At 49.6% G+C, this 5,604-nt stretch carries 2 protein-coding genes; both read left to right on the top strand.

Annotated features, from left to right (window positions below):
* Positions 1 to 236 precede the first annotated feature (236 nt).
* Positions 237 to 3,314, top strand: coding sequence for a T9SS type A sorting domain-containing protein (locus tag EQ921_RS14665; protein WP_128332199.1), 3,078 nt, complete (start codon positions 237 to 239; stop codon positions 3,312 to 3,314).
* 28 nt (positions 3,315 to 3,342) lie between these two features.
* Positions 3,343 to 5,604 (top strand): SpvB/TcaC N-terminal domain-containing protein (locus EQ921_RS14660; RefSeq protein WP_305000482.1); only part of this gene is annotated, 2,262 nt, incomplete at its 3' end.

The raw sequence follows: 5,604 nt of genomic DNA, 5'->3' as shown, positions 1-5,604 counted from the left end.
AAAAATCCAGAGATAACAGATACATCCAGGTAAAATCCTTATCCCGTATTATTTTTTATATCAAAAAGATCATAAGGGGGAGTGTAAAAGAAAAAAACGCAATATTTTTCAGTGATAAATATCCTGAAAAGCAGTAAAATAGGGTATAAAATATATAATAAGGATATAAAACAGGGTGAAAATAAGGATAATTTTTTTAACTTCGTCGGCTTAAAAAATTAATATTTATTAACTATATGAAAAAATTTTACTTATTATTCAGCCTTACCCTCAGTAGCCTGCTACAATCGCAGCAGGTACTATCCGGGAGCAGTCCCGGCGGCGTACCCGGGGCGGTATTATGGATGAAGACCGAGCCGTCCACAGCCCATTTATACGGTACTTACCGGTGGCAGGATTACTCCGGAGATTCACTCATCGTACGGTACTACGATGCCCGAGGCGGCCGTTTCGGGACAGAATACCTCGTAGATGCCCGAACCTTTTTACGTAACTACAACTTTAACCCGGGACTTAGTTTAAATAACGGGACTAATATCAGCAAAGAAATCTGGATAAAAAACAGCCCCCTAACCACGGCGACCATCATCGGGGCGATAGCCTCCCGGGGGGAGCCCAAAGACAAACACACCCGATCCGCCTACTTGCTGGGGCTTAACAGCTTACCCGGAAAAGGCGTATTGCTGGGCACCGATAAAATCATCAACAGTACCGAAAGTTCCCGGGGCGTATTAGATTACGGTTCCCAGGAAGGCTATGATCTGATGTACCACGCAGGTCAGAGTCCGGAACCAACCCTGGAAAAATACCAGGAAAGAACACTTCGTTCGTTTGTGTATTTCCGTACGAACCAGCCCAACCACAGCATATGGGGGGAACCCCGTCACTCCGTACTATCACTAGGGTCCTTTTTCGACTCCCGCAATGTAAATAATCGTTCCGGCTTTAGCATATCCGGAACCGACGGGAATCAGTTCGAGGCCTATATACCGGAGCTGTTAGTATATGAGCGGATTCTGACCCCCGTAGAAAGGATCAAGGCCGAGAGCTACCTGGCCTTAAAATACGGATTTATGCTGGAGCGCTCCCTGCTGGGCAGTAACAACCAGTTACTCTGGGACAAAGAACAGAATAAAACCTACGACCACCGGGTTACGGGCCTTTACCGTGACGATGCCAGCAGTTTGAACCAAAAGCAGGGGAGCACCTCCTATGAAGAAACCCCTTACTTCAGTTACCAGTGGGCAGGAGATTCCTACGATCTGGCCAATAACTATAACCTGTCGAACCGTAACCGGCTGCTGGTTATTGAAAAATTCCCAGGAGAATCCATGCACGATCAGGACTATGTACTATGGGGAGACAATGCCCAGGGCAAAACAGTAGAAACCCGGGAAGATTACCTGGGCATGAAGCTGATGCCCCGCCACTGGAAAATAAAGACCAATACAGGCTTCACCTCCCCTCAAAAAGACTATGTGAGATGGAACAGCAAAGAAATAGAAGTTCAGAGCGAAGGCTTTAAGACCACGTTTTATAAAGCCGCAGGGAGCAATACCCTCGGAGAAGCCGTTACCCAGGAGCCCTTACAAGGGACTCAGGGCCAGATCTCCTTCACCCTGGGCAGCCTACCCGGCTACGGTCACATCAAATTCGGAGGAAATACCGCCGATATAAGCAGCGGGTACGATTACGGCATTTTCATAGACGAATCCGGTCGGGTGTATCCGGTGATCCAAAGCCAGGTACAATATAACCGTCCCTGGAGTCTGACCTTAAAAGCAGGCGACCGGGTACGCATCAGCAAGACCGAGAATAGCATTATAATCAGCACCAATGGCAATTCGGCCCCACAATCCGGTCAGAGTCTTCCCCAGATATTTTTGGCAGCAGAAGACAGGGACAAGCCCTTTTATGCAGCCTTGTTGATGCATAAGAGCAAGCGCGATGTCTGGATGAAAGACGTGCGGGTAGGCGGTATCGTAGAATCCGGCCACCGCATAGAGCTCTCCTACATGCCCGGTCAGGCCGATGCATTTTCCGATTATGCGACCAATAATCAGTCGTATATTCTCATCGACCGTTCAGGCAGCGGCGAATTCAAAAAAGAACACACCGATATCTATCCCTCAGACGAATACGATCCCTACAGAAAAAAGATTGTATTTAACCACGTCTTTTTCGATACCGATACCAACGGGAGCGATGTATTCACCTTTGGTTACCGCCAGAGCAATATAGTGGCGAACCTGGAGAAACAAAACCCGGGTTGCGATGGAACAGGAGAACCCTTATCCAACGGTAGCCTTCAGGTAGAAATCCGTCAGGGCGATGCCGGATTCGAATACCAGCTGGTAGACGAGCAGACAAGCGAAGTCGTAAAAAGCGGAGTGTTTTTCGGTACGAACCTGCAATTGGACAGTCTGGCAGCAGGCAATTACAAGCTGAAGCTTCAGGAGCTCGGCGGTTTCCACCTAATACCCACAGAGAATCAGTCAGACTCCCAGTCCAACAGCCACCAGAGCATAGACTGGAATCGCGGCGGTTTTTTTGAGACGACCCTTAAATCTACCGAGCAGCAGTACCAGATGGGCTTAACCCCGTATCCCGAAGGCGGGAGTATATCCAATATCTACATCGAAAACGGATTTGAAATCCGCCAGGGACGCCTATATATTATCACCAACCGCCAGAAAAGCACCACTCCCTTATCCGGAGTGTACGTAAAACCCGGCGACAAGCTTCAGATTTACAAAGATTACAACGAGCGCCAGGCGCCGTATAATGTATACTACCGCATCAATGGCAGTACCGTCTACACCCAGAGCAACCTTCGTTCCTTTAAATTCTTTATGATAAAACAAAGCGCAGGCAACAGCGGGGTCTATCACGTAAAGAACAGCAATGGCAGTACCTGGAGCAGTCCGTTGAACTGGAATTACCAGGGAGCCCAGAGCGAGCCGAAAAGCAGCAACCTGTCCTCCACCAGTGTAGAGCACCCTGTAGTACTGGAATCCGACTGCCACAAGGATGGTCAGATATCCGGCAATGCACCGATTAGAGACGAGAACCTGCTGTTCTACTATAAAGACTATTCCGATAAATCACAAATCACGGCCCGGGTAAAACTCAATAGCCCGTCCCCGATTCAGATAGCTTTATATGACTATGCCGGCAACCAGGTGTACAGCAAATACATCAGCGAGAGCGTCAAAGAACATACCGTAGATTTGAGCGGCTTACGCAAAGGCGTTTACATCAGCAAAGTATTCAGTAACGAAGGCGAATTAAGCAAAAAGATACTCATAAATTAAGACTAACACATAGAAAAAAATACATATAATGATGAAATTAAGCTCTAAACAAGCTCGATGCATATCTTATTTTCTGCTCTGGCTGATGGTGGTACAAAGCTTTACCCCCTATCTGGCCGGCAGGACGACAAGCAAAGCAAACCTATCCGGGCGGATCACCCCCCGGGCAGAATCCTCGGGGCTGTTGACCCCGGGAATCCCGGGAGCCAGCCTCCCAAGTATCCCCCGTTCACAGACCCCTTCGGTCTTAGCAGGAGCAATCCCAGCAGTAAGCACGACCCTTCATTATTCCTCGGATTTAACCGAAGGAGAAATAGGTCTGTACAACCAAAGAAGTTTCGATAACCCCCAGGATAACGTATTCAGCATCCACCTGGATCGTCAGCCCGAAGCCGGTCAGCAGGTTTACCTGAGCTATGACCTGTACGGAGTAAGCGATAAAAGTGGCGTTACCCGCAGTATCAACGACCGCGCGTCCCGCGGGGGCTATCTGGTAAGTCTCCATAACGGCTGGAGCCACCAGCGCGAAGAATTAGCTTCCAACTGGCTGAACGCCGGAGAAAACCGTATTTATTTCACCGTACCCCAGGGCGCGACCTACGGGTATAAAATAAAAAATCTTCAGATAGAAGTATCCACGGTGCCTGCCGGTAGCTCCCCGCTGCAATGGGAATCCGTAAGCTATCAGGATGGGAATACCTACGTACGCGGATATTTTGCCGATCAGCGCGAAGGAGAGGTTCAGCTCAACGGCCTGTCGAGCCCGGTGTACCAGGGCGAATTCGAAGCCGTATTAAACGGAGCCGTATCCCAGGTAGAGTTACAGAGCCAGGGGCAGACCTACGCACAAGTCCCCCGGGTTCTTTCCGGGAGTGCCCGCTACCGTTTTTCAACAGAAGAAAAACTAGTACGAAAAACCTTCGATTTCAGCAAAAAACAGGCAGCCAACCAACTGAACTTTCAGGGAGTTCAATTAGAAGTACCCGGCAGTCAGTTAGTAAACGATAAAAAAATCACGGTACAGAATTTACGATCCGTAGACTTACCGGCCTTAGACATGGGCTTGCACAATGTGACCTCCCAAAGCCGTGGGTATCGATTTTTACCCCACGGAGAACACTTCCGCCCGGGAGCCGTAGTCAAACTCGCCTACGATCGCAGCAAGCTTCCCAGCGGCTATACCGAACAAGACATCCGCACCTATTACTTTGACCTTCAGACCAAACATTGGGTGGCCTTAGAAAGAGACAGCGTAGATACCAAAAATCAGGTGATCATATCCCGCACCACGCACTTTACCGATATGATCAACGGCGTCATTCAGGCCCCGGAATCCCCGGAGACCAGTGGCTTTACCCCTACGACCCTGAGTGATATCAAAGTAGCCGACCCCTTATCCAAAGTTAATCAGGTAAGCGCCCCCCAGTCCAACAACCGGGGAACAGCCTCCACCGGGTACAGCTTTGAGATGCCCCCAGCCCGAAACGGGATGAGCCCCTCCTTAGGAATCCAGTACAATAGTGACGGCGGTTCCGGCTGGTTAGGCGAAGGCTGGGATTTGCAAGTACCCGGCATCTCCGTAGAGACCCGTTGGGGCGTTCCCCGGTACCACAACGACCAGGAAACCGAGACCTACCTGATGGACGGAAGCCAGCTGGTTACCCGCGGAGCGGATGGCAAGCCCTCTTTAGCCCACCGGGGCCATAAGATCGCCCGGGAAGCCGACCGTTATTTTTATCCGCGAAAAGAAGGCAGCTTTGCCACCATACAGCGAAAAGGAAGCCATCCGGGCAATTACACCTGGGAAGTAACCGATAGAAAAGGGACAAAATACATCTATGGAGGCAACCAGGGAGTAGTCAAAGGACGCTTTACCGATGTCTCAGGCCAAAGCCGCGAAGTGATCTCCGAGTGGAAACTCTCGCGAGTAGAAGAACTCCATGGCGACTGGATAGAATACACCTATGAACCGGTCTCAGAAGCCGTACGCGGAGGACTTACCTCCCAAGCCGTTTACCTGAAAGAAGTACGTGCGGGGAACAAAGGAAGTTCGGCCCATACGGTAGTAAAATTCCAGAGAGACCAGAGCAAACAAAAGCAAACCAGCAGTGCCCGTTACGGATACCTGACCTCACAGAATCAGCTGCTTACCCAGGTAGAGATATACTTTGAAGGCCAGAAGCTTCGTGAGTACAGCTTTACTTATACCCCCGGAGCCTTTTACAGTGATTTACTACAAAAAATTACCCACAAAGACGACCAGGGAAAAGAATTTACCAGCAATACCCTT

It is taken from the genome of Apibacter sp. HY039 (assembly GCF_004023655.1).
GTDB classification, from domain to species: domain Bacteria; phylum Bacteroidota; class Bacteroidia; order Flavobacteriales; family Weeksellaceae; genus Apibacter; species Apibacter raozihei.
Note: the sequence above shows the minus strand (reverse complement) of the source record. Positions and strands in the feature narration are given on the sequence as shown.

Bases quoted from the DNA above. Each gene is read 5' to 3' on its own strand.
- EQ921_RS14665 (WP_128332199.1), top strand. From the start codon at position 237: ATGAAAAAATTTTACTTATTATTCAGCCTTACCCTCAGTAGCCTGCTA.